17 protein-coding genes, 1 tRNA gene, 1 other RNA gene and 1 pseudogene are annotated in these 21,870 nt (G+C 70.6%); 14 read left to right on the top strand and 6 right to left on the bottom strand.

The genetic code is table 11. From position 1 onward, the window contains the following. Positions 1-193: 193 nt before the first annotated feature. The gene (locus tag ACZ5XZ_RS08625) at positions 194-688 is read right to left on the bottom strand and encodes a hypothetical protein (protein WP_468975478.1); all 495 of its coding nucleotides are present in this window, start codon (positions 686-688) and stop codon (positions 194-196) included. A 373-nt stretch (positions 689-1,061) separates the two neighbouring features. Next, the gene (locus ACZ5XZ_RS08620) at positions 1,062-2,183 is read right to left on the bottom strand and encodes a toll/interleukin-1 receptor domain-containing protein (RefSeq protein ID WP_468975476.1); all 1,122 of its coding nucleotides are present in this window, start codon (positions 2,181-2,183) and stop codon (positions 1,062-1,064) included. A gap of 202 nt (positions 2,184-2,385) precedes the next feature. On the opposite strand from ACZ5XZ_RS08620, the pseudogene ACZ5XZ_RS08615 reads away from it, so the two are divergent. Next, a pseudogene (locus ACZ5XZ_RS08615) lies at positions 2,386-2,829 on the top strand (site-specific integrase); the annotation flags it as partial. A gap of 80 nt (positions 2,830-2,909) precedes the next feature. On the opposite strand, the gene ACZ5XZ_RS08610 reads toward ACZ5XZ_RS08615, so the two are convergent. Then, a tRNA-Ser gene (locus tag ACZ5XZ_RS08610) sits at positions 2,910-2,997 on the bottom strand. A 131-nt stretch (positions 2,998-3,128) separates the two neighbouring features. On the opposite strand from ACZ5XZ_RS08610, the gene ffs reads away from it, so the two are divergent. The 11 genes from ffs to ACZ5XZ_RS08555 all read left to right on the top strand — a co-directional run bounded on the left by ffs (position 3,129) and on the right by ACZ5XZ_RS08555 (position 15,448). Then, an RNA gene (gene ffs, locus ACZ5XZ_RS08605) (signal recognition particle sRNA small type) lies at positions 3,129-3,227 on the top strand. Positions 3,228-3,310: 83 nt separating this feature from the next. Next, positions 3,311-5,878: a DNA polymerase III subunit gamma and tau gene (locus ACZ5XZ_RS08600; RefSeq protein ID WP_468975474.1), complete on the top strand. Its 2,568-nt coding sequence runs from the start codon at positions 3,311-3,313 to the stop codon at positions 5,876-5,878. A gap of 283 nt (positions 5,879-6,161) precedes the next feature. Next, complete coding sequence (locus ACZ5XZ_RS08595; protein WP_384427784.1) at positions 6,162-6,512, top strand: YbaB/EbfC family nucleoid-associated protein; 351 nt, start codon at positions 6,162-6,164, stop codon at positions 6,510-6,512. 51 nt (positions 6,513-6,563) lie between these two features. After that, positions 6,564-7,163 (top strand): recombination mediator RecR, encoded by a 600-nt coding sequence (gene recR, locus ACZ5XZ_RS08590; RefSeq protein ID WP_030813346.1) that lies wholly within the window; start codon positions 6,564-6,566, stop codon positions 7,161-7,163. Continuing rightward, a complete protein-coding gene (locus ACZ5XZ_RS08585) occupies positions 7,156-7,818 on the top strand; it encodes a DUF5063 domain-containing protein (RefSeq protein ID WP_468975472.1) in 663 nt (220 codons plus the stop codon). Before recR ends, ACZ5XZ_RS08585 begins: the two co-directional genes overlap by 8 nt. 262 nt (positions 7,819-8,080) lie before the next feature. After that, positions 8,081-9,352: an aspartate kinase gene (locus ACZ5XZ_RS08580; RefSeq protein ID WP_384427788.1), complete on the top strand. Its 1,272-nt coding sequence runs from the start codon at positions 8,081-8,083 to the stop codon at positions 9,350-9,352. Then, entirely contained in the window at positions 9,349-10,464 is a 1,116-nt protein-coding gene (locus ACZ5XZ_RS08575) for an aspartate-semialdehyde dehydrogenase (protein WP_468975470.1), read from the top strand. Before ACZ5XZ_RS08580 ends, ACZ5XZ_RS08575 begins: the two co-directional genes overlap by 4 nt. A gap of 482 nt (positions 10,465-10,946) precedes the next feature. Continuing rightward, positions 10,947-11,609 (top strand): SigE family RNA polymerase sigma factor, encoded by a 663-nt coding sequence (locus ACZ5XZ_RS08570; RefSeq protein WP_384427792.1) that lies wholly within the window; start codon positions 10,947-10,949, stop codon positions 11,607-11,609. Then, positions 11,606-13,057, top strand: a complete 1,452-nt coding sequence (locus tag ACZ5XZ_RS08565; RefSeq protein WP_468975468.1) for a hypothetical protein — start codon at positions 11,606-11,608, stop codon at positions 13,055-13,057. The genes ACZ5XZ_RS08570 and ACZ5XZ_RS08565 overlap by 4 nt, the downstream gene beginning before the upstream one ends. Positions 13,058-13,145: 88 nt before the next feature. Continuing rightward, a complete protein-coding gene (locus tag ACZ5XZ_RS08560; RefSeq protein WP_468975466.1) occupies positions 13,146-13,940 on the top strand; it encodes an SURF1 family protein in 795 nt (264 codons plus the stop codon). A gap of 200 nt (positions 13,941-14,140) precedes the next feature. Continuing rightward, the gene (locus tag ACZ5XZ_RS08555) at positions 14,141-15,448 is read left to right on the top strand and encodes a cation diffusion facilitator family transporter (RefSeq protein ID WP_468975465.1); all 1,308 of its coding nucleotides are present in this window, start codon (positions 14,141-14,143) and stop codon (positions 15,446-15,448) included. A 122-nt stretch (positions 15,449-15,570) separates the two neighbouring features. Here the strand turns inward: ACZ5XZ_RS08555 and ACZ5XZ_RS08550 are convergent, their stop codons facing one another. Continuing rightward, positions 15,571-17,361, bottom strand: a complete 1,791-nt coding sequence (locus ACZ5XZ_RS08550) for a S9 family peptidase (protein ID WP_468975954.1) — start codon at positions 17,359-17,361, stop codon at positions 15,571-15,573. A gap of 183 nt (positions 17,362-17,544) precedes the next feature. On the opposite strand from ACZ5XZ_RS08550, the gene ACZ5XZ_RS08545 reads away from it, so the two are divergent. Next, complete coding sequence (locus tag ACZ5XZ_RS08545) at positions 17,545-18,378, top strand: class I SAM-dependent methyltransferase (protein WP_468975463.1); 834 nt, start codon at positions 17,545-17,547, stop codon at positions 18,376-18,378. Between the two features lie 211 nt (positions 18,379-18,589). Then, positions 18,590-19,666 (top strand): hypothetical protein, encoded by a 1,077-nt coding sequence (locus tag ACZ5XZ_RS08540; protein ID WP_468975461.1) that lies wholly within the window; start codon positions 18,590-18,592, stop codon positions 19,664-19,666. Between the two features lie 93 nt (positions 19,667-19,759). Here ACZ5XZ_RS08540 and ACZ5XZ_RS08535 read toward each other — a convergent pair whose 3' ends face one another. Further along, a complete protein-coding gene (locus ACZ5XZ_RS08535; protein WP_468975460.1) occupies positions 19,760-21,052 on the bottom strand; it encodes a cytochrome P450 family protein in 1,293 nt (430 codons plus the stop codon). A gap of 59 nt (positions 21,053-21,111) precedes the next feature. Next, on the bottom strand, positions 21,112-21,849 hold the full coding sequence (locus tag ACZ5XZ_RS08530) for a TetR/AcrR family transcriptional regulator (protein WP_468975458.1): 738 nt from the start codon (positions 21,847-21,849) through the stop codon (positions 21,112-21,114). Positions 21,850-21,870: the final 21 nt, after the last annotated feature.

Below are 21,870 nucleotides of genomic sequence, written 5' to 3'. Positions count from 1 at the left end.
GCCCAGGACGTCCGACCGGTCCCGCGCCGGTATGGCCTCCGCGTCGGCTCACCGGTCGATCTCCGCGGTGATCACCAGCACGGACCCGGCCTTACCCCTTCAGCGCAGCCAACGGACCCGGCCTTACCCCTTCAGCGCAGCCAACGGACCCGACCCTGCCCCTTCAGCGCAGCCGCCCGCCATGCACGAGCGCTCAGCGGCGCTCCTGGGGGCGCTCTACGCCGTCCACTGCCTTCACCGGCCGCCAGGACGGATCCTTGTCCCTCTGCGCGGCCGCGGCGATCTCCATCCAGCCATGCTCCTCGGCGAACACTTCGCCGGTGGCTTCGTCCAGGGCCCTGCGGACGATGCCGCACACATCGACCGGTCCCGCCTTGTGCACGGGGTCGACGACCACGACGGGATCGCCTTCCTGGCACCCGGACCACTCCCAGTGACCCCCGGCCGTGTACAAGACGGCCTCCCCCAGATAAGCGCCCAGCCCGCGGACGAGGAGATCGGTGTTGCCCCCCTGCTCCAGGTAGGCGATCGCCGCTTCCTCCAGGACGGACAGCGTGCCGGGGCTGTAGTCGTCCGCGAAGCCCTCCGGGAGAGCAAGCGCACCCAGCTTGGACAGTTCGACGGCGATCTCGTCCAGCCACATGGCGAGAAACCCGTCGGCCATGGGGGACTGGCCGCTGTCGGCCACCTGGCCACCTCCGCGGATCCCGTGCTCTCGTAACGGCCGCCCAGGGACGCCCGCCCATCGGCTCCGCCGTACCAAGTGCCAGACATGCTTACCTGGTTGGGGCACAGCGAGCGCCACCAGCGAGACCACCGGGCCACGCTCCTGACCTTGCTGCCCCGACGATGCCCGGCACGGCCACGTAGGACGGTGCTTCTTCCGTCCGCGCCAGGCCCGCACCGCACGGATGGAGAGAGGGGGGCAGCGGGTCGAGGTGACCGTAGGGGGGCTGCCAGCCGGACGTGAATCGGGGTGAGTCGGGTAGGTGCCCCTGTCTTCGACCGGTGGGAGAGCGGGGAGTGCACTTCGCACGGTCGCCTCGGTGCTCTGAGCGCGGTCAACGCGAGGTTACTGTCGGGCCATCGCCTTCCTTGATCAACCTCTCCCACTCGTCCATAACGGCTTGCCCGTCGACGACTCGCTGCACAGATTTGACCAGCGTCCTCATGAGGGGCCGCATGCTCCTGCTGTATTTGGCAGTTTCCTCTGCGCTGGACGCGAAGCCTGTGAGAATCGGCACGTTTTCGCGCGAGATGGCAACTGTGTGTACAACGACGCGGAAAAATTCCTCGACCGCGGACCGATCCTCTTCGGGGAGATCGGGGTCTTTCGCCATCCTGATGAACGTCAAGACGCCGGGGTCGACGATTGCCAATGCAGAGGCGTACTGCTCCCCTAGTTCGGCAAGCTTCTGTACCGGCACCTGCAGCCGGTCAGCGAGCTGATCGCTTACTCGCAGCCTTCCAGCAAATCCACCATTACGCTTGTCGGATTCGCCGATCTCGCCCGTTGCCCACTGCATGTGGGAGCCGATTTCTCCCGTTACCTGACCGAACCCGGTCAGGCATTCAGCTAGCCGTGGCAAGGCATTTTCCATGTCGGCGAGCTGGTCAACGATACCCACTTGGTCGTCAACGATCAGCGTTTCTTGAGCGGTAGGCTCCATTTCGCTGGAACGGTCCAGAATTTCTGCCAGCCGTTGGGCGAGTGCATGGACGGCCCGACGGTACTCGGGAGAATCTTCGTCTTCCAGGCGGAGGTGCGTCCAGTTGACGTAGTTGCGCCTCTTGATCAAGGTGGCCACTTCGTCGTCGTGATTTTCGTCCAGCAGGGCGGCGGGGCCGCTGTAGAGAATAGGGAGCAGTAGGTCATCAAGGCCGCGACTCGATGCATGGCTAGAGAAGGTGATCACCTCTCGACGGCACTCCTGGCTCTTCAAGAACCGGGGAGTGACGATGGCGATCATGAAAGTCGTCCCCATGATTGCTGAGTCAATTCGTGTGCGCCATTCCTCGCCCCAGGAAATGTCTTGCTTGTCGAAGAAGATGTGTAGCTCGCGGCCGGTCATGATCTCGAACTCGTCCGAGATGAGATCGACCAACCTTTTTATCTTGCCACGTTCGATTTCATCGTCTCGGCGTGTGTAGCTCCAGAAGCCAACGGGCTCATCCTGATGCATGCCCGTACCGTAAGGCGCAGGGGCCGACCTGTCCCAGAAACGCAGTTATTCATATTAATCGGCACGGCTGGCAGTCTTAAGGCTGGCGGAGCGGGTTCGGCCGGTGGCCCGCCCGGTCTTACTCGACGCGGGACGCTGGCCGGGGGGTGGCTAAAGCCGTGGAGCCGACTGCTCCAGCCGCAGAGGGGGGTTTCTCCCACGTCGGTGGGTCGTCGCCCCGGCACTCGGCCTGCGGCAGGGGGAAGTCCTCGGGCTGCACTGGGAAGACGTCGATCTTGGGGCGGGATACGTCCGTATCCGGAAGAACCGGCTTCGGCCCAAGTACGCGCACTTATGCGGGGGTCACCCCCTGCGGACGGAAGGCCGGCTACTGCCTCCGGCGGGAACAGGCCCGGCGTGAGCACACGTCCACCAAGTCGCGGGTGGGCCGGCGCACCATCGGTCTGCACTGACCCTCTGATCGAGATCCTTCGGCAGTACCGGGAAGTCCCGGACGGGCGGCTTCATGTCGCTCGTCACACATAGGGGACCGATCTGCTGCTCTTCGGCGTTCGCCCGGTACATGCACATCACCGGGCCGATGCTGCGGAAGGCCGCGCAGCAGATCGGAGAGGCGCTCTGGGCGCCGCCGCCCGAAACCGACTGAGACGGGAACCGAGAGGGAGAACCGCGAAGGGCCCCACCGCAAGCGGTGGGGCCCTTCGACATCGTGCCCGGTGAGAGCACTGGCGGAGGATACGAGATTCGAACTCGTGAGGGGTTGCCCCCAACACGCTTTCCAAGCGTGCGCCCTAGGCCACTAGGCGAATCCTCCGCCGCAAACAATACAAGACGTTGGGGAGTGCTCGCGAACATGATCCGGGGGAGGGGGTGGAGGTGGGTCGGAGCGGGGGTGTGGGCGGGGGCCGGGTTCGGCTGTCGGGCGGTGGATCCGCTACTGTGGTGCTCAGCCCCTCACGTGGCGCTATCTGACTGAACTCCCCCAGGGCCGGAAGGCAGCAAGGGTAGGTCGGCTCTGGCGGGTGCGTGGGGGGCGCTTGCGTTTGCGATGGGGCCTTCCCTGCTCGAGCGAAGCCGAGGACTTGGGGAAGGGCCGGTTGTCAGTGGGGCCCGATATCGTCGTATGCGTGTCGTCCCTTGCGCTGTACCGCCGATACCGACCCGAGACCTTCGCCGAGGTCATCGGGCAAGAGCACGTGACCGATCCGCTGCAGCAGGCGTTGCGGAACAACCGGGTCAACCACGCCTATCTATTCAGTGGGCCGCGCGGCTGTGGCAAGACGACCAGTGCTCGGATTCTCGCGCGCTGCCTGAACTGTGAGGAAGGTCCCACTCCCACGCCCTGCGGGACGTGCCAGTCGTGTGTGGACCTGGCCAGGAACGGGCGCGGGTCCATCGATGTGATCGAGATCGACGCGGCGTCGCACGGTGGCGTGGACGACGCCCGTGAGCTGCGCGAGAAGGCGTTCTTCGGGCCGGCCAGCAGTCGGTACAAGATCTACATCATCGACGAGGCCCACATGGTCACCTCCGCGGGGTTCAACGCCCTGCTGAAGGTGGTCGAGGAGCCGCCGGAGCATCTGAAGTTCATCTTCGCGACCACCGAGCCCGAGAAGGTCATCGGGACGATTCGGTCGCGGACCCATCACTATCCGTTCCGGCTGGTGCCGCCCGGGACGCTGCGCGAATACCTGGGGCAGGTGTGCGGGCAGGAGGACATTCCGGTCGAGGACGGTGTGCTGCCGCTGGTCGTGCGGGCCGGTGCCGGCTCCGTGCGTGACTCGATGTCGGTGATGGACCAGCTGCTCGCCGGTGCGGGCGCCGAGGGTGTGACGTATGCCATGGCGACGGCCCTGCTGGGGTACACCGACGGGTCGCTGCTGGATTCGGTGGTGGAGGCGTTCGCCGCCGGAGACGGCGCGGCGGCCTTCGAGGTGGTGGACCGCGTCATCGAGGGCGGCAACGACCCCCGCCGGTTCGTGGCGGACCTGCTGGAGCGGCTGCGGGACCTGGTGATCCTGGCGGCGGTGCCGGACGCGGGGGAGAAGGGCCTGATCGACGCCCCCGCGGACGTGGTGGAGCGGATGACGGCGCAGGCGTCCGTGTTCGGCGCGGCCGAGCTGAGCCGGGCGGCCGATCTGGTCAATACGGGCCTGACGGAGATGCGCGGGGCGACCTCGCCCCGGTTGCAGCTGGAACTGATCTGTGCGCGGGTGCTGCTGCCCGCGGCGTACGACGACGAGCGCTCGGTGCAGGCGCGGCTCGATCGCCTGGAGCGCGGCGCGGGTGCGGCGCTGCTCGGCGGGGCGGGCGGTGCCGGCGGGGTGACCGGTGGTGGCGGCGGTGACCTGGGGGCCGGGGCGGCGCCTGTAGTGGCCACCGGCGGGCCCGCGGCCGGGTATGTGCCGGGCCCTGAGGCACATCCGGCGATGCCGGCCGCGGGGTCGTCCGGCCCGGCGGCGGCCCGTGCCGCGGTGCGGGGCGCGACGGGCGGCGGTGCGGCGAGCAGTGGCCCGGGTGGCGGTGCGGCGGCACCGGCCGCAGCGAGCGGCCCGGCCGCGCCGGCCCCTGCGGCTCCGGCCGCGGGTGGCCCGGGTGCGCCCGGTGGAGCCATGGCCGGGTCCGGTGGGGAGCAGCAGCGGGGAGCCGACGGCGGTGCCGCGGGCGGGCCGCAGGGCGGTCCGGCGGGCGTCCCGGCGGGCGGTGCGCAGGACGCCGGCCGTGAGGGCGCGCCCGCACGGCCGGGAGCCTGGCCCGGAGCCGCGGGCCGCGGCAACGGCGCAGGCGGAGCGGGCAGCGCGGGCGGGGCACGGCAGCCCGGTGGCTGGCCGACGGCCGTGGCGCCGGGCCAGGGCGGCCAGGGGCAGCAGAACCAGGGCGGCCAGGGGCAGCAGGGCGGTGCGCCCACGGCGCCCGGTCCGGCGGCCGGCGCGCCCGTCCCGCCGCAGTCGGCGCAGACCGCTCCGGCGGCCGGTGGGCACCCGGCCGTACAGCAGCAGCCGCAGGCCGGGGCGGCCCCCGGGGCGGCGCAGGGTGCCGCTCAGGTGCGGCAGATGTGGCCGGAGATCCTGGAGGCGGTGAAGGACCGGCGGCGGTTCACCTGGATCCTGCTGAGCCAGAATGCGCAGGTCTCCGGATTCGACGGGACGACGCTGCAGATCGGGTTTCCCAATGCCGGTGCCCGCGACAGCTTCGCCAACGGCGGCAGCGAGGACGTCCTCAAGGACGTGCTCGCCGAGCGGTTCCAGCTGCAGTGGCGGGTGGAGGCGATCGTCGACCCGTCCGGCGGCGCCAATCCGCCCGCCGGCGGCGCGCCCCGCACTGGCGGTGGCGGCTTCGGTGGCGGAGCGCCCGCCGCGCCGCCGCAGTCCGCACCCCAGCCGCCGCCCCAGCAGGGCGGCCCGGGGGCGTCCGAGTCCTCCGGCGGGCAGTACGGCCAGGGCGGTGCCGCCGGCGGCAGCCAGGGCGCGCGGATGGCGCGGGAAGCGGTGGCCCCTTCGGCGTCCGCAGGGGGCGGGCAGGGCGGCGCCCCCGTCGCGGAGCCCTCGTACACCCCTGAGCCTCCGCCGATGTCGATCGAGTACGACATGCCGGCCGAGGACGACCCGGACCTGGTCGACTCCGCGCTCAGCGGCCACGACCTGATCGTGCGGGAGCTGGGCGCGACGGTGCTGGAGGAGTTCAACAATGAGTGAGCGCATACGGGGATGAGCGATCGCATACGCGGATGAGTGAGCGCATGCGGGCATGAGTGCGTGCCTCACGGCGAGGGCGGGCGCGGCGCGGTGGGAGGTGCCTGTTCCTGGGGCCCTCGGCCGGAGTCGTCGACCGGATCGGCACGCGGCGAGAGACCGGCTCTGAGTGGGCGTACATCAGGCGTACGCCCGTGCTCCTCCTTACGCAGTAGGGCGCGGGGGCGGTGGAACACGTAGGCTCGGGCTACCGCACCAATCGTTGTCGTATGGCAGGAGTCACGTCGTGATCCCCGGTGGTCAGCCCAATATGCAGCAGCTGCTCCAGCAGGCCCAGAAGATGCAGCAGGACCTCGCGGCCGCCCAGCAGGAGCTGGCGGAGACGCCCGTGGAGGGCTCCGCGGGCGGAGGCCTGGTCAAGGCGACGGTGACCGGCTCCGGTGAGCTCAAGGGCCTGGTCATCGACCCCAAGGCGGTCGACACCGACTCCGCGGAGGAGACGGCCGAGACGATCGCCGACCTCGTGCTGGCGGCGGTCCGGGACGCCAATGCCAGTGCCCAGCAGCTGCAGCAGCAGAAGCTCGGTCCGCTCGCCCAGGGTCTGGGCGGCGGCGGCATCCCCGGTCTCCCCTTCTGAGGAGTAGCCAACTAGCGTACGCAGCACGGCAGAAGAGAGAGAAGACGTTCCGTGTATGAAGGCGTGGTCCAGGACCTGATCGACGAGTTGGGCAGGCTGCCCGGCGTCGGTCCCAAGAGCGCGCAGCGGATCGCCTTCCACATCCTTCAGGCCGAGCCGACCGATGTCCGCCGGCTCGCGAACGCGCTGATGGAGGTCAAGGCGAAGGTCCGGTTCTGCAGCGTCTGCGGCAATGTGGCGCAGGAGGAGCAGTGCCGGGTCTGCCTGGACCCGCGGCGTGATCCGGCGGTCATCTGCGTCGTGGAGGAGCCCAAGGACGTCGTGGCCATCGAGCGGACCCGGGAGTTCCGCGGCCGCTACCACGTCCTCGGTGGGGCGATCAGCCCGATCGAGGGCGTCGGCCCCGACGACCTGCGGATACGGGAGTTGCTGACCAGGCTCGCGGACGGCACCGTCACCGAGCTGATCCTGGCCACCGACCCGAATCTGGAGGGCGAGGCCACGGCCACGTATCTGGCCCGCATGATCAAACCCATGGGCCTGAGAGTGACACGACTGGCGAGCGGACTGCCGGTCGGAGGCGATCTGGAGTATGCCGACGAGGTCACGCTCGGGCGGGCCTTCGAAGGGAGGAGACTTCTCGATGTCTGATGCCACGCTGCACAACGCGACACAGGACCCGGACGACTTCGCCGTTTCGATCTCCGACTCGATCGAGAGCTTCATCGTCGCCGTCACGGAGGTCGCCAAGGGCGACGAGCCGGACAGCGCGGTGCCCTTCCTGCTGCTGGAGATCTCCCAGCTGCTGCTCACCGGCGGACGGCTGGGCGCCCACGAGGACATCGTTCCCGACGAGCGGTACGAACCGGACACCGGACCGGAGCCGGACGTCGACGATCTCCGGGAGCGCTTCGCGGTCCTGCTCGACCCGGTGGACGTCTACTCCGAGGTCTTCGACCCGTATGTGCCGCGTAGCGAGCCGGTCGCCTGCCGTGTCTCCGACGACCTGGCCGACATCATCACCGACCTGCGGCACGGCCTGGCGCACTACAGGGCGGGCAGGATCAGCGAGGCCCTGTGGTGGTGGCAGTTCTCCTACCTCTCCAACTGGGGCCCGACCGCCTCGGCCGCCCTGCGCGCGCTGCAGTCGCTGGTCGCCCACGTACGCCTCGACCAGCCGCTGGACGCGCTGGACGGCCTGGACACCGACAGCGGGGCCGACGGCGACGAGGAACGGCTCGCCGAGGAGGCCGGGAAGGTCATGGCGGCGGAGATCGCCGGTCCGCTGGGGCTGGGCGGAGTCTGAGTTCCGGGGCGCCCCGCCCTGTGACCTGGGTTACGTTTTCGTGTGTACCGGTCTGTAGCGGGCATGTGCTCGCCGAGCGGGCGCGATGGGGCGCCCGGCGGAACCGCCCCCGGGAGGCGTGGCTCACGTAGTGGGTCCCGCGTCTCACGATGTGGTATTAGCAGGGCGGACTCCGCTTGCTCGATAGACTGAGCCGACCGCAGTACCCCCATTTCGGGGGTCCGGGAGGAAACTCCCGAAGAGACAGTTGCGAGGAGCGCACGTGGGCCTTGTCGTGCAGAAGTACGGCGGCTCATCCGTTGCGGATGCCGAGGGCATCAAGCGCGTTGCCAAGCGAGTCGTCGAAGCCAAGAAGAACGGCCACCAGGTGGTCGTCGTGGTTTCGGCGATGGGCGACACGACGGACGAGCTGATCGATCTCGCGCAGGAAGTGTCCCCGATTCCGTCGGGGCGCGAGTTCGACATGCTGCTGACCGCCGGAGAGCGGATCTCCATGGCCCTGCTGGCGATGGCGATCAAAAACCTCGGTCACGAGGCGCAGTCCTTCACCGGTAGCCAGGCCGGTGTCATCACCGACTCCGTGCACAACAAGGCACGGATCATCGATGTCACGCCGGGCCGCATCAAGAGCTCGGTCGACGAGGGCAACATCGCCATCGTCGCCGGCTTCCAGGGCGTGTCCCAGGACAAGAAGGACATCACCACGCTGGGGCGGGGTGGCTCGGACACCACCGCGGTGGCGCTGGCGGCCGCGCTGGACGCCGAGGTCTGTGAGATCTACACCGACGTGGACGGCGTCTTCACCGCCGACCCGCGGGTCGTGAAGAAGGCCCGGAAGATCGACTGGATCTCCTTCGAGGACATGCTGGAGCTGGCCAGCTCCGGCTCCAAGGTGCTGCTGCACCGTTGCGTCGAGTACGCACGCCGTTACAACATCCCGATCCACGTCCGCTCCTCCTTCTCGGGGCTGCAGGGCACATGGGTCAGCAACGAACCGCAAGGGGACCAGCCGATGGAGCAGGCAATCATCTCGGGCGTCGCACACGACACCTCCGAGGCGAAGGTCACGGTCGTCGGCGTTCCGGACAAGCCGGGCGAGGCCGCGCGCATCTTCCGCGCGATCGCGGACTCCGAGGTCAACATCGACATGGTCGTGCAGAACGTGTCGGCCGCCTCGACCGGCCTGACCGACATCTCCTTCACGCTGCCCAAGGCCGAGGGCCGCAAGGCCGTCGCCGCCCTGGAGAAGACCCGGGCCGCGGTCGGTTTCGAGTCGCTGCGCTACGACGACCAGATCGCCAAGATCTCGCTGGTCGGCGCGGGTATGAAGACCAACCCGGGCGTCACGGCGACGTTCTTCGAGGCGCTGTCGAACGCCGGCGTGAACATCGAGCTCATCTCGACCTCCGAGATCCGCATCTCGGTCGTCACCCGCGCCGATGACGTGAACGAGGCCGTGCGCGCCGTGCACACCGCCTTCGGTCTCGACACGGAGAGCGACGAGGCCGTGGTCTATGGCGGCACCGGACGATGATTCCGGCCGAGGCGGGCCGTCCGTCCCTCGCCGACACGGCGGGGGCGGACGCCCGTACGGCTCGCAGGCCGCATCTCGCCGTCGTCGGCGCCACCGGTGCCGTCGGCTCGGTGCTGCTCGGCATCCTCTCCGAGCGGGCCGACATCTGGGGTGAGATCCGCCTGATCGCCTCGCCCCGGTCGGCCGGCCGCAAGCTGACCGTACGGGGTGAGCAGGTCGAGGTCGTCGCGCTGAGCGAGGAGGCCTTCGACGGCATCGACGTCGCGATGTTCGACGTCCCCGACGAGGTCTCCGCGCAGTGGGCGCCGGTCGCGGTGTCCAAGGGCGCGGTGGTTGTGGACAATTCGGGCGCCTTCCGGATGGATCCGGATGTGCCGCTGGTCGTCCCCGAGGTCAATGCGCATGCCGCGCGGGTGCGTCCGCGCGGCATCATCGCCAACCCCAACTGCACGACGCTGTCGATGATCGTCGCGCTGGGCGCACTGCATGCCGAGTACGGGCTGAGCGAGCTGATCGTCTCCTCGTACCAGGCCGTCTCGGGGGCGGGGAAGGCCGGCGTCGACACGCTGCGGGCGCAGCTGTCGGCGGTGTGCGGCACGGAGCTGGGCGCGACGCCCGGTGACGTACGGCGGGCCGTCGGCGACACGCTGGGGCCGTTCCCGGCGCCGATCGCGCTCAACGTCGTGCCCTGGGCCGGCTCGCTCCAGGAGGACGGCTGGTCCTCCGAGGAGCTCAAGGTCCGCAACGAGTCCCGCAAGATCCTCGGGCTGCCGGACCTGCGGGTCACCGCGACCTGTGTACGGGTGCCGGTGCTCACGACCCATTCGCTGGCCGTGCACGCGCGGTTCGAGAACGAGGTCACGGTCGCCGGCGCGCACGAGATCCTGGCCGCCGCCCCCGGGGTCGTCCTCAGCGACGATCCGGCCGAGGGGGAGTTCCCCACCCCGTCCGACGTCGTCGGTACGGATCCGACCTGGGTCGGCCGGGTGCGGCGTTCGCTGGACGATCCGCGGGCGCTGGAGCTGTTCGTGTGCGGGGACAATCTGCGCAAGGGTGCGGCTTTGAACACGGCGCAGATCGGCGAGTTGGTGGCGGGGGAGCTGCGCGGGTAGGACGCGGGCCGGGCCGGCGGGGTGGCGCAGGCGGGGGTCGGTGGAGCGCGGTGGTCCCGGTGGGGCAAGCTGGGCGTCCGTCGCGACGGGTCGTAAGTCCTGGGATGACGGCATCGGGTTCGGGTGACTTGGCGGGATTGGCCGTCGCGTCCCGACCGCCTGGGAGATACTTTGCGGGATGTGTGAAGATCCTGTGAGCGAATTGCTGGTCCATACGTCTTGATCTGGACTGACGATCTGTTCGACCATTCGCTCCCCGCCGCACTGCAACCGGCAGTTGGGCGGGGAGCGTCTTTGTGGCCGCCCTCAGGGGTGGCCCGTGATGCCCGCGGGCGGCTTGGTGAGCCCCGGGTGACAGGGCAAGCGCGTCAAGGTGAATGGGACATTCGGGAAGAGCTGGTACGCATGAGGGCATTTGATGCATCGTCAAAAGCGGTGCCTTGCGCGTACAACCCTTATGGGGGGAAGCGTGTCCAACAGGCGTGGCAGAGGTACTCGGATTCACGATCGCCCCAGCGGGCGCAGCAGGGGCAGCAGTGCGCCCGCAGCGGCCCCGTGTGGCCGGGGGCATGCCGGTGATCGCCCCCTGGCCCACCACGCGCCCCGCGCAGCTTCCTGCTCAGAGTGGGGACTCTGACGAGGCGATGGCAGCGGGCACCACAGTCGACCACCTCACCGAGACCTACCGCGCGCACTACCGCTCGCTGCTCGGTCTCGCCGCGCTGCTCCTCGACGACACCGCCTCCTGCGAGGACGTCGTCCAGGAGGCCTTCATCCGCGTGCACTCCGCACGCGGACGGGTGCGCGACCCCGAGAAGACCCTCGCCTACCTCCGGCAGACCGTCGTCAACCTCTCGCGCTCCGCGCTGCGTCGCCGCATCATCGGGCTCAAGCTGCTCTCCAAGCCGATGCCCGACATGGCCAGCGCCGAGGAGGGCGCGTACGACCTGCTGGAGCGGGATCAGCTGATCAAGGCGATGCGCGGACTGCAGCGCCGCCAGCGCGAGGTACTGGTCCTGCGCTACTTCGCCGACATGACCGAGGCGCAGGTGGCCCAGACGCTGGGCATATCACTGGGCTCGGTCAAGGCGTACGGGTCGCGCGGGATCGCGGCGCTCCGCGTCGCGATGGAGGCTCCCGCATGAGTGGCACGAGGTTCGGCCGGCAGGACTCGGTGGGGGCGTGGGGGACACGTCGCCTGCGGGAGCCGGTTGGTGCGCATGGGGCGTTCGGTTCGTATGCCGTGCGTGAGGCGCAGGGACGCCAGGAAGGCGAGCCGGCCGGCGGCCGTTCGTGCGGCGGCGCGGCGCTCGGCCGGAGCGTTGAGGCGAGCCGGGACGCGGAGACGGGCCGGGGAGCCGAGGCGAGCCAAGGTGCGGAGACGGGCCGGGGTGCTGCGGCGGACCAGGGCGACGCCGGCGCCTGTGACGAGGCCACCGCGTACGACGACGTCACCGCCTACGACGACGCCGCGCACGACCGTGATGCGCAGGCCGACGTCACCTTCGGCAGCGGTGGCGGCAGTGGCGGCGATGACGACGACCGGCACGGCCGCAGCCATCCCACGGGCGGTGGCTTCGGCGGCGAGGACGAACTGAGGCGGCTCCTGCAGTCCCGCGTCGGCGACCTCGAACCCGCGACGGACGCGCTGGAGCAGCTGCGCCGCGCGGTGCCCGCCCGCCGCCAGCGCCGTCGTCATCTCGTCGTCGGAGCGGCCGCCGCGCTGCTGCTCGGCGGTACGTCCATCCCCGCCATGGTCCATGTCGTGGACCTCGCGGACGGTTCCACGGACCGCTCCGCCAACACCGCGAGCAGCCAGCGCTCCCAGGGCGGTGCCGAAGGCGCACACGGCGAGGGGACCGAGCACGCCGGACCTCGGCCGACCGACGCGGCCGGCGCGAAGCCCGGTGGGCGCGCGCCCGAGGGCAAGGGCAAGGCCGCCGACAAGAACGGCGCGGGCCACGGCGCCGGGGCCGGTACCCCCACCCCCGACGCGACCATGGACGTCACCTCGCCGGTCTGCTCCCGCGACCAGCTCGGCCAAGGCACAGGAACGGTCCTTCCGGCGGACTCCGCGGGCCGCGTCTATGGCTCGTTCCGCGTGGTCAACACCTCCGCCACGGCCTGCTCCGTCGACGGCGGTGGCGCCGTCGGCGTCGTCGCCCAGGGCTCCACGAACCCGGACCGCATCCACGTCGTCGACCACACCTCGGGTGACGAGGCCACCGGCCTGCCCGACCCGGCCACCACCCCTGACCAGCTGGTTCTCAAGCCGGGGGAGGCGTACGAGGTCAAGTTCGCCTGGATCCCCGAGTCCGGTGGCGGCCCCACCGGATGCGTCACCCCGGGGCCCTCACCGACACCCGACGCCTCCAAGGAACCGGACCAGTCCCCGGATGCCGGGGCCGCAACGGGCGGTGACGGCAGCGGTCAGGCGGGCGGCGACGACGGGACCGGTGGTGGCGGAACCGCGCCCGGAGGGGTCGTTCTCAGCCATACGCCGGAGGCCGGGGAGCCCGCCGCGACCGAGGCGAAGATCGCGGACGCGTGCGCCGGGACGGTCTACCGCACCGAGGCGCTGGCGACCCAGTAGCGGCCGACGGCCCGGGCCCGCGTGACTGGCTGCGGGCGGTGGAGGGGGCGGTGCGGCCCCGCCGTACAGGCCCCGTACCGTTGGTGGTGTGTACCGGTTCCTGCTGACCCCGCGGTGGTGGGGGATCAACGTCTTCGCCGTACTGGCGATTCCCTTCTGCATCTTCATGGGCAGCTGGCAGCTGAGCCGCTTCGAGGACCGGGTCGACTCCCACCAGCAGCAGGAGGACCGCTCCGCCCGGGCCAAGGCCGCGGCGGCCCGTCCCCTCGCCGGCCTGCTGCCCGTCGATCAGGTCACCTCCGGCCGTCAGGCCAGTGCGCGCGGGCACTACGACCCCGGTCACCAACTGCTCGTACCCGGCCGCTCCCTGAAGGACGAACACGGCGACCGGCAGGGCTTCTACGTCCTCAACCTCCTGCGTACGGACAGCGGCAAGGCCCTGCCCGTCGTGCGGGGCTGGCTGCCCGGTGACGCCGGCGCCAAGGCCGATACGGCGAAGGTTCCCGCGCCGCCCAAGGGCGAGGTGACGGTCACCGGGGCGCTGCAGGCCTCCGAGAACCAGGGCACCGACGGCGTCCAGGCCGGCGGCGGGCTGCCGCGCGGGCAGCTCGGCATGATCAGCGCGGCGTCGCTGGTCAACATCGTTCCGTACGAGGTCTACGACGGCTGGATCACGCTCACCGACGTCCAGGCCCCGCTGCGTGCCGTCCCGCCGGCCGCCGCCGAGGGCAGCGGCCTGGACCTCAAGGCCTTCCAGAACCTCGGCTACACCGGCGAGTGGTTTGTCTTCGCCGGATTCGTCGTCTTCATGTGGTTCCGCCTCTTCCGCCGCGAATCCGAAGCGGCGAGGGACGCAGCACTGGGGATCTTGCCGGAGGGGTGAGGGGTGCGGGGTGGGGCGTGGGGGCTGAGGTGTGAGGGGTGGGGGGCTGGGGTGTGAGGGGTGGGGCCTGGGGGCTTCCCCCCCGGGGCCCTCCCCCTCCCCCCCGCCCTCCCCACCCCCACCTGCGACGGCTTTGCACCTGGTCAGCGGGTGTATGACCGTTGTAGCCGCAATCGACTCGGCGTGCCACGGTAGGCCGTATGGCAGGCAACCACTCCCGCTCGCACGGCCATGACCATCCGCACATCGCCGATCACGGTCACGACCAAGCACCCGCCGACCGCCATACACCCACCGACCCGCACGCCGGCCACCATGGTCACGGCCCTGGTCACGCACCCCATCACTGTCACGCTGCCCACGACAGCCACCATCACAGCCACGTCGGGGACCAAAGCCACGTCGGGGACCCCAGCCATGCCGACCACCACAGCCATGCCGACCACCACGGTCAGGCTGCCCCCGGTGCTCGTGTCAGCGCCGTCGGCGGGAACGTCACCGCGGACGGCCACCACGGTGCCGGGCGGTGGGCGAGGCTACGGCACCAGCTCGTCCACCTGGTCACCCCGCACAGCCATGAGGCCATGGACAAGGTCGACACGGCGATGGAGACCTCCCGCGAGGGGATGCGCACCCTCTGGCTCTCGCTCGGGATCCTCGGTCTGACCTGTGTGTTCCAGGCCGTGATCGTTGCGATGTCCGGGTCGGTGGCACTGCTCGGCGACACGATTCACAACGGTGCCGACGCCCTTACCGCCGTCCCGCTGGGCATCGCGTTCGTTTTGGGCCGCCGCGCGGCGAACCGCCGCTACACCTACGGCTACGGCCGTGCCGAAGATCTCGCCGGTATCGCCATCGTGCTGACCATCGCCGCTTCCTCCCTCCTGGCCGGCTATGAAGCCGTCGACCGCTTGCTGCACCCTCGTGATGTCACGCACCTGTGGGCGGTTGCGCTGGCGGCCCTGGTCGGATGCGTCGGCAACGAGTGGGTGGCCCGATACCGCATCCGCACCGGCCGCAGGATCGGCTCCGCCGCCCTCGTCGCCGACGGCCTGCACGCTCGCACCGACGGCTTCACCTCCCTGGCCGTCCTCCTCGGCGCCGGTGGCGCCGCCCTGGGCTGGCGCCTGGCCGATCCCCTCATCGGTCTGCTGATCACCGCCGCCATCCTCATGGTCCTGCGCGACGCAGCCCGTGAGGTCTACCGGCGGCTGATGGACTCCGTCGACCCCCGTTTCATCGACACCGCCGAGACCGCCCTGCGCACCGTGGACGGCGTCCGCGACGTCGGGCAGGTCCGTATGCGCTGGATAGGCCACACCCTGCGTGCCGAGGCCGACATCGTCGTCGACTCGGCTCTGACCGTGGTGCAGGCCCACGCCCTCGCCGTCGCCGCCGAACACGCCCTCATACACGCCGTCCCCCGGCTCACCGCCGCGACCGTCCACACCGACCACACCACCGAAGGCACCGACCCGCACGCCGCCCTCGCCCATCACACCCCCTAGGGCTCCCTCCCCCGGGGCGAAGGCCGCGCGGTAGCCGGGTGGTTACCTCACCGAGGGCTGTGCTGTGTCCGTGTGGCTGTCGCGTTCGGTGGGGCCGGCGCGGCCGGTCTGGCCGTGCCCCGTCAGTTCTCCCGCTTCTTGTCGATGACGTACCGCTGGGCGAACTCCAGCTCCAGTCGAACCTGCTTGATGCGCTCTTCCACGACCAGGGAGCCGTGACCGGCGTCGTAGCGGTAGACCTCGTGCGGGTGGCCGCGCCGCTCCAGCCGCTCGACGTAGTTCTCCACCTGCCGGATCGGGCAGCGGGGGTCGTTGACGCCCGCGGAGATATAGACCGGTGCCCGCACCGCGTCCACGTACGTCAGCGGAGACGACGCCTCGAAGCGCTCGGGGACCTCCTCGGGGGTGCCGCCCAGCAGCGTCCGGTCCATCGCCTTGAGGGCTTCCATCTCGTCGTTGTAGGCGGTGACATAGTCCGCGACCGGGACCGCCGCCAGGCCCACGGCCCAGGCGTCCGGCTGGGTGCCCAGGCCCAGCAGTGTGAGGTAGCCGCCCCAGGAGCCGCCTGCCAGCACCAGCCGCTCCGGGTCCGCCAGCCCGGACGAGACCGCCCACTCGCGCACCGCGGCGATGTCCTCGAGCTCGATCAGGCCGACGCGGTGCTTGAGCGCGTCCGTCCAGGCGCGGCCGTATCCGGTCGAGCCGCGGTAGTTGACGCGTACGACCGCGAAGCCGTGGTCCACCCAGGCCGCCGGGGACGAGGCGAAGGCGTCGCTGTCGTGCCAGGTCGGGCCGCCGTGTATGTCGAACACGGTCGGGAAGGGACCCTCGCCCGCCGGCTGCTGCACCAGCGCATGGATACGGCCTCCGGGGCCCTCCACCCAGACGTCGCGCACCGGCACCGACCCGGGCGCCTTCATTCCGGGCGGGTCCAGCACGACCCTGCCGCTCGTCGAGCGCACCTCCGGAGGCTGCGCGGCCGAGGACCACAGGAACTCGACCGTGCCGTCCGGCCGTGCCGTCGCACCCGAGACCGTGCCGGCCGGGGTCTCCACCCGGGTCAGCCCCTGGGCGCCCGCCCCGGACAGTTCGTAGCGCCACAGCTCGCTGCGCGCCTGGTACTCGTGCTCCACCAGCAGGGCCGAGCCGTCCGGATACCAGTCGGCGCCGACATCTCCGGGCAGATCGATGGCGAGGGCCGTCTCCTCGCCGGTCAGCGGATCCCAGACCATGGGCTCCCAGCGGCCCCGCCGCTGGTGCCCGACCAGCAGTCTGGAGTCACCGTCCACGGGCGCGAAGCCCATCACCGACAGGCCCAGCTCCTCGGTCCCGCCGTTGGTGTCGTCCAGCTCGGCGACCACGGAGCCGTCGGGCCGCACGACGCGGATCGCAGAGTGCATCGCGTCGCCGTGCTCGGTGTGCTCGATGGCGATCAGCGAGCCGTCGTGCGAGAGAGCACCGACGCCCGCCGACTCCCGATGGCGGTAGATCTCCACCGGCGGCTGCCCCTGCCGTACGACATGGACCGTCGAGCCGTCCTCGTCCGTGGAGCAGCCGACGACCGCCGTGCCGTCGCGGCCGATCTCCAGGCCGCCGGGGTACGAGGGAGCCAGGCCCGGGGTGGCCGGCTCATCCGGGCCGCCGCCGAACGGCTGGCGCATCCAGACGCCGAACTCGTCCCCGTCGGTGTCCGAGAACCACCAGATCCACTCGCCGTCCGGCGACAGCGTGCCGTCCGTCGTGCCGTTCGGCCGGTCCGTGGCCTGGCGCTGCCCGCCCGTCGCCCGGTCCCAGGCGTACAGCTCGAAGGTGCCGGTGGCGTTCGAGACGAACAGAGAGCGGTCCGGGGCGTCCTCGGCCCAGTCCGGCAGCCCGATCCGCGGGGCGCGGAAGCGCTTCTCCCAGTCGGGCATCTCCGTGCCCGCTATCGGCCCGGCCGGGCCCGTCCCGGGGGAGCGGTCGGCTGCGGCCGCCGGGGCGATCGGATCGATGGAGGGGTCGGGACCTGCGGTCGTCTCGTCAGTCATGGGCCCATTCTGCGCCCGGCGCTCGAATTGCGTTGGCGAGGGCCGCAAGGCTGTGGATAACTTCGTCGTATGCAAGGACATAGCGGCCCCGACGACTGGCGGGAGGCCAATCGCGCCAGGTGGGACGAGCGCGTGGCCATCCACACCGCGAGCGATTATTACGACCAGGGCAGATTCCGCCGGGCCCGGGACGTCATCCGCGACTTCGAGGTCGCCGAGGTCGGCGACGTCACCGGCCGGTCCCTGCTCCACCTCCAGTGCCACTTCGGACAGGACACCCTCTCCTGGGCCCACCGCGGCGCCGCCCGCGTCGTCGGCCTGGACTTCTCCGAGCAGGCCGTCGAAACGGCCCGAGAGCTGGCCGCCGAACTCGGCTACGCGCCGGACCGCGCGGCGTTCGTCGCAGCCGACGTCTATGACGCAGCCGAAGCCGTCCCCGACCCCGCGTACGACATCGTCTACACCGGCATCGGCGCCCTGAACTGGCTCCCGGACCTGGAACGCTGGGCCGACACCGCCGCCTCCCTCGTCGCCCCGGGCGGGTTCCTCTACCTCGCCGAGTTCCACCCGCTGTGCGACGTGCTGGACGACGAGACCGGGTCGCGCATCATCCACGACTACTTCAGCCGGGACGCCTGGGTCGACGAAATACCCGGTACCTACACGGACTTCGACGCGCCGACGGTCAACAACCGCAGCGTCGAATGGCAGCACCCGCTCGGCGAGGTCGTCTCCGCCCTCGCCGGCGCCGGTCTGCGCATCGACTTCCTGCACGAACACGACATGACGATGTTCCAGCGCTTCACGGCCCTGCGCCGCGCCGACGACGGCTACTACCGCTTCCCCGGGGACCGCCCCCGCATCCCCCTCATGTACTCGCTGAAGGCGAGCCGTCCACGCTGAGGGAGAGCCGGTCCGTGCCGGGGGAGGGCGGTCCGTGCCGGGGCGGGCCGTCCCGGTGAGGGCGGACCGGGCGCCCCGAGGGCCGGCCCGGGACCGCCGCCGTCCCCCTTCCCCGCGGCGGCTAACGTGACTGCCCGACCGGGCCGGACGGGGGCGCGGTCGACGGCCGTGTGGTGAGGCGCCAGACGGCACAGATCAACGGGGGTTTGCCGTGCGGAAGCCGATACGTATCGCTGGTGCCGCGGGTGTCAGCGCGCTCATGCTGCTGGCCGTGGGGTGCTCCGGCGCGGCCGGTACGGCCAGGAAGCCGGGGGCGTCGGAATCCGTCACGCCCGCCAAGCCGCTGCCGATGAAGGCCACACCGCGCCAGGCCACCTGGACCGACTCCGACGACAAGGCGCATCCGTTGCGGCTCACGCCCACCCGGCTCGCCCGCGGCTCGGACTCCGACCTCTCGCACATCCGGCTGGACGACGACCTGAAGGGGATGGTGCCGTACTACCTCACCTTCTCGTACACCAACACGGCCAAGAGCACGCTGCGCCAGGTGGATCCGGCGCGGAACTTCTCCGTCAACGGGGCGAACGGCGAGGCCGCCCAGCAGGTCTCGCTCTTCCAGTCCAACCCGTTGGCGACCGGCTCCGGACTGCCGCCCGAGTGCCGCGAGGGCGGCGCCGCCGAACTGGCCGCCGGTGCCACGTCGGCGATCTGCCAGATCTTCATGCTGCCCAAGGAACAGCCGCCGGCGACCGTCTCCTACAAGGACGACGGCGGCGACACCCTCATCTGGCCGGTCGGCGGCGGCGCGGGTGGCTCCAAGGGGGTGCTGGCCCCGGACGTGCCCGCCGACGGCATCACGGAGGACACCCGCGACCGCCCGGTCTCGCTGCGCATCACCCCCAAGGGCGTGCGCACCGGCTCCCTCGCCGACCTCAGCCGCTTCGACCTGGACGCGGACCAGAAGAAGATGGTGCCGTACTACGTGACGATGCAGTACCGCAACAGCGGCAAGTACGACCTGCTGCCGAGCATGAGCCAGGGGATCACGCTGCGGACCGCCGGCGGGCAGACCGTGAAGAGGATGCTGCTGATCGACATCGGCGGGCCCGGCGTCGCCAAGTGCCCCGAAGCCGTGCCGGACAACATGGTCAAGCCGAACGGCGTGGTCACCGAGTGCTCGATCCACCTGCTGCCGAAGGGCGATGCCCCGGCCGCCGTCGTCTTCACCGGTGAGGGGCAGAGCGCGCAGCCGGTCACCTGGAGGGCGCAGGTGGACGGCGGACAGTGACCGTCGCCGCCCGGCGAGTTCGGGCGAGCGGGGGAGCGCCAGGGGGTGTCCGATGGGTCATGGCCACGCCCTGGCCCGCTCCCCCGCCCGCGGCTACCCCAGCCGCAGCGGCAGTGACGCCAGCCGCCAGTTACCGGGCAGCGGCAGCCGCTCCAGCCGCTGCGGTTCGACGCCCAGCGACAACTCCGGGAAGCGCGCCAGCAGTTTGCCGAACGCGACCTCGCCCTCCTGCCTGGCGAGCGAGGCCCCCAGACAGTAGTGCGGCCCGTGCCCGAAGCCCACATGGTTCTCGGCGTGGCCCGCGGGGTGCCGGGTCAGGTCGAGACGGTCCGGGTCGGTGTAGTGGCGCGGGTCGTAATTGGCCGACACCAGGATGACTTGCACGGCGTCGCCCTTGCGCAGCTGCGTACCGGCGAGCTCGATGTCCTCGGAGGCGTACCGCAGCTGGGTCATGTGCACCGGCCCGCACCAGCGCATCAGCTCGTGGACCGCGCGCGGAAGCAGCGCCGGGTCGTCCTTGAGCAGGCGCAGCTGGTCGGGGTGGGCGAGCAGCGCCGCCGTGCCGTTGGCTATGAGGTGCGCGGTGGTCTCGTGGCCGGCCAGGACGAGGGTGAGGACCATGGTGACCATCTCGACGTCGCTCAGCCGGCTGCCGTCGTCGTCGTGGGTCTGGATCAGCTCGCTGAGCAGGTCGTCGGTGAGCGCGCCGCGCCGTTCGCGGATCAGCTCGTGGATGTGGTCGATCATCGCGGGGAACGTCCTGCCGAGCCGGTTCGGCTCCAGCGAGACGAGGTCGGCGCCCCACTTGCGCCACAACGGGCGGTCCGCTTCGGGAATGCCGACGAGTTCGCAGATGACGGTGATCGGCAAGGGGTAGGCGAAGTGCTGGATCAGGTCGACCACGCCGTCCTCGGCGTGCTCGGGGAGCCGGGCCAGCAGCTCGTCGGCGATCTGCTCGACGCGCGGACGCAGCGCGGTGATCTTACGGGCGGTGAAGGCGCGCGACACGAGGCGGCGGAGCCGGGTGTGATCGGGGGCGTCGTTGTTGAGGATCGAGCCCGCCAGATAGACGCGCAGGTGCTCGGGGAAGCCCATCATGTCCATCATGCGGTCCCTGGGCGACTGCCCGGGCGCATCGCCCAGGGCCGAGGAGACCGGGTTGTTCACGAACCGCTGGTCACGCAGGACCTGGCGGACCTCCTCGAAGCGGGTCACGAACCACACCGGTGAGTCGTCCATGAACCGCCCGCGGACGACCGGAGCCTGCTCGCGCAGCGCGCCGTAACCCCTGAACGGGTCGCCGATCAGCGCCGGATCCATCACGTTCGGCTCGCCCGGGTGTTTCCCCACGTGCTCGGCGAACGGAGAGCTGGGTAATGCCGACATCTCGTTCTCCTCCGGTTGGGAGTCGTCTGGAGTTGTGGAGTCAGGGTGGGACTCGAAGATCAGCTGCGAACCTGCCGGCGCATCTCCTGCGCCCTGTGCTCCCCCAGTTGCTCGTGGAGCGCGATGATCTCGGGCGCGGCCGCGACGACGGCGCCGTGAACGGGGTCGGAGTCGGGGGCCGGGCAGGGGCCGTGGCCGGGCACGACTGACGTTTCCAGTGTGCTCCGGACTGTCTGGGCGAGGAGTTCCGCACGTACCTCCGGGGTGTCCGGGGCACGGTCGTGGAGCAGCGCTTCGGACATGAAGAAGCCGGTGACGATCGCCATCAGGGTGTACTGCTGGTGGTGCAGGTCGGTGTCGTCGCGCATCAGCCCGTGGGCGCGCAGCACCTCGAGGTGGCGGTACAGGGTCCGGTCGCCGTGCGCGATCAGCTCGGCGAACTCCTTCTTGGCGGTGTCGTTGAGCCGGCCGAGGATGTCGGAGTCGTCGGTGTAGAGGGCGCGCAGCACCGGCTCGTCCAGGAAGTCGAGGAAGAGCCCGCTGACGTGCCGGCCCGGCAGGATCTCCAACGGGTCGGCGCGCATCCGCTCCAACTGGCGCTGGTGGGTGCGGGTCTGCGCCTTGAGCACGACGGCCAGGAGCAGGGCCTCCTTGGTCTTCCAGTGCAGGTAGACCGTGCCCTTGCCGACCTTGGCCCGCCGGGCGATCTCCTCGATCGTCAGCCGCCCGTACCCCCAGGCGAGCAGCAGTTCTCCCGCCGCCTCCAGGATGCGCTCGGCCCGCTCCGCCCGTTCCACGCCTGCCCCCTCCGCTGCCGT

Source organism: Streptomyces sp. NPDC033270, assembly GCF_055576575.1.
Note: the sequence above shows the minus strand (reverse complement) of the source record. Positions and strands in the feature narration are given on the sequence as shown.

Excerpts from the sequence above, each read along its gene's own strand:
- ACZ5XZ_RS08565 (WP_468975468.1), top strand. The coding sequence starts at position 11,606 with ATGAGTGGCACGAGGTTCGGCCGGCAGGACTCGGTGGGGGCGTGGGGG.
- ACZ5XZ_RS08585 (WP_468975472.1), top strand. The coding sequence starts at position 7,156 with ATGTCTGATGCCACGCTGCACAACGCGACACAGGACCCGGACGACTTC.
- ACZ5XZ_RS08535 (WP_468975460.1), bottom strand. The coding sequence starts at position 21,052 with ATGTCGGCATTACCCAGCTCTCCGTTCGCCGAGCACGTGGGGAAACAC.
- ACZ5XZ_RS08555 (WP_468975465.1), top strand. The coding sequence starts at position 14,141 with ATGGCAGGCAACCACTCCCGCTCGCACGGCCATGACCATCCGCACATC.
- ACZ5XZ_RS08550 (WP_468975954.1), bottom strand. The coding sequence starts at position 17,361 with ATGCCCGACTGGGAGAAGCGCTTCCGCGCCCCGCGGATCGGGCTGCCG.
- ACZ5XZ_RS08545 (WP_468975463.1), top strand. The coding sequence starts at position 17,545 with ATGCAAGGACATAGCGGCCCCGACGACTGGCGGGAGGCCAATCGCGCC.
- ACZ5XZ_RS08575 (WP_468975470.1), top strand. The coding sequence starts at position 9,349 with ATGATTCCGGCCGAGGCGGGCCGTCCGTCCCTCGCCGACACGGCGGGG.
- ACZ5XZ_RS08620 (WP_468975476.1), bottom strand. The coding sequence starts at position 2,183 with ATGCATCAGGATGAGCCCGTTGGCTTCTGGAGCTACACACGCCGAGAC.